Here is a 2,220-nt window from a genome sequence, read left to right as displayed (position 1 = left end):
GATATCCCGACTATTGAATCTGTTCCAAGTGTCACTCTAGCGGAGGCAGGACTTGCAGATGGCTCTTCTCCAATCATGGGGGCGGTAAGCCAAACAGAAACCATCTCGTTCACCCACCAAAGTGATGATGTAGAGAAGTTCCGCCTAGAGCCAAGTGAGTTCAATACAGATGACGCGTTGAAATCCGATGGTCTTGCGATTGATCTTAAAGAAGATCCGGCAGGCTCAGGTAACTACATTGGTTTTACGACCAGTGCAACCAATGTTGAAACACCAATCTTTACGCTAAGCTTTAGCGCTACGACTCTCGGCCAATACACATTTACGTTATTAGAAGCGATAGATCATGTAGCGGGGAGAGGCAATAACGATCTGACATTCAGCTTACCAGTTTACGCAGTCGATACCGATGGCGATGACTCATTAATATCACCACTTTCAGTGACCATCACTGATGATGTTCAAGTGATGGCTGGGGCTACGATTAGTATTGAGGAGCCAACGGTCGCTGATTTGGCCGCGGGGACTCCTACGACGTCTGTCTACGATGTGCTTACTAGCGCCAGTGCTGATGGTGCCAGTGTCACTCAGTTCACTTATGACGGCACGGCTTACACACTCGACCAAACGAATAGCTCTGAGCAAGAGTTTACCTTCACTGAAGGCTCGTTGTTCATCACCACTCAAGGTGAAGTACGTTTTGAGCCAAATCGAGATTTAGACCACTCGGCGGGTGATATTGTTAAGAGCATTGTGGTGACCTCGAGCGATGGTGATGACGACGTTCTTACCTCGACAGTGACGCTGACCATTACTGATGGCGATATTCCAACCATAGATGTGATCCCGCCAATCTCACTCTCTGAATCAAACCTTACAGGTGGTTCTGACCCAACAGTTGCTGCTGTTAGCGATACCAAGGTCATTCAATTCACGAACCAAAGCGATGATGTGGTCTCTTTCCGTATCGAACCAACGCAGTTCAATACGCTTGGCGAGCTGACGTCAAATAACTTAGCGGTGCAGATCAAAGAAGATCCTAACAGTGCTGGCGATTACATCGGCTTTATTAAAGATGCATCGGATGTCGAAACCAATGTCTTTACCGTCAGTTTCTCTGATTCGAATCTAGGCCAATACACCTTCACACTGCTTGAAGCGCTTGACCATGAAGATGGTTTAGACAACAACAGCCTAAGCTTCGACTTACCTGTTTATGTGGTTGATAGCGATGGTGATGATTCGGCAATGTCGTCACTCACCGTGACGATTGAAGATGATGTTCAAGGCATGAGCAATGGCGTCTTGACCATTGAAGAGCCGACAGTCGCCGATCTGGCTGCTGGGGTGGTAACCACAACCACAATTGATGTGATGCCAGAGCAGAGTGCAGATGGTGCCACAATTACTCAGTTCACCTACGACGGCGGCACTCCGTTGTTGCTAGACCAAACTGACACGGGCGAACAAGAGTTTATTTTCACTGAAGGTTCACTGTTTATCACACTAGAGGGTGACGTACGTTTTGAACCAAGCCGCAACCTCGACCATGAATCTGGTCCAATCGTGAAATCGATTGTGGTGACGTCTAGTGATGGCGATGTGGACGTGGAAACCGCAACGGTTGTTCTGACCATTACTGATGGCGATATCCCAACCATCGAGTCGGTACCAAGCGTATCATTGTCTGAAACGCAGCTTGCCGATGGTTCAACGCCAAGTGGCAGTGCGGTTAGCCAAACTGAAATCATCTCGTTCACCAATCAGAGTGATGATGTTGAGAAGTTCCGACTTGAGCCAACAGAGTTCAATGTTGGTGGCACGCTAACCTCGAATAGCATTACGGTTGAGCTAAAAGAAGACCCAGCCGGTTCCGGCAATTATGTCGGCTTTATCGATGACGGCGGCACGGAAGTTCCAGTATTTACCTTGAACTTCTCAGAAACAACTCTTGGCGAATACACCTTCACTCTGCTTGAAGCGTTAGATCATGCCGATGGATTAGATAATAACGAGCTGACCTTCGATTTGCCTGTCTACGCGGTGGACTCTGATGGTGATGACTCACTGATGTCGCGACTGTCAGTTACCATTGGTGATGACGTGCAAATCATGGCTAATGGTACGCTCGATATCACCGAGCCAAATTTGGCTGACGGAACTGTTACTACCAACACCATTGATGTAATGACAGCGCAAAGTGTAGATGGAGCGGTGATT

1 pseudogene is annotated in these 2,220 nt (G+C 47.9%); it reads left to right on the top strand.

Going from position 1 to position 2,220, the window contains the following annotated elements:
- Window positions 1-2,220 (top strand): annotated as a pseudogene (locus tag KI743_RS22905) (hypothetical protein); the annotation flags it as partial.

The sequence above is a fragment of the Vibrio sp. D420a genome (assembly GCF_030248625.1).
In the GTDB taxonomy this organism is placed as follows: domain Bacteria; phylum Pseudomonadota; class Gammaproteobacteria; order Enterobacterales; family Vibrionaceae; genus Vibrio; species Vibrio fortis_A.
The sequence above is the reverse complement of the archived record's forward strand: the minus strand, read 5'-3'. Positions and strand labels throughout refer to the sequence as shown.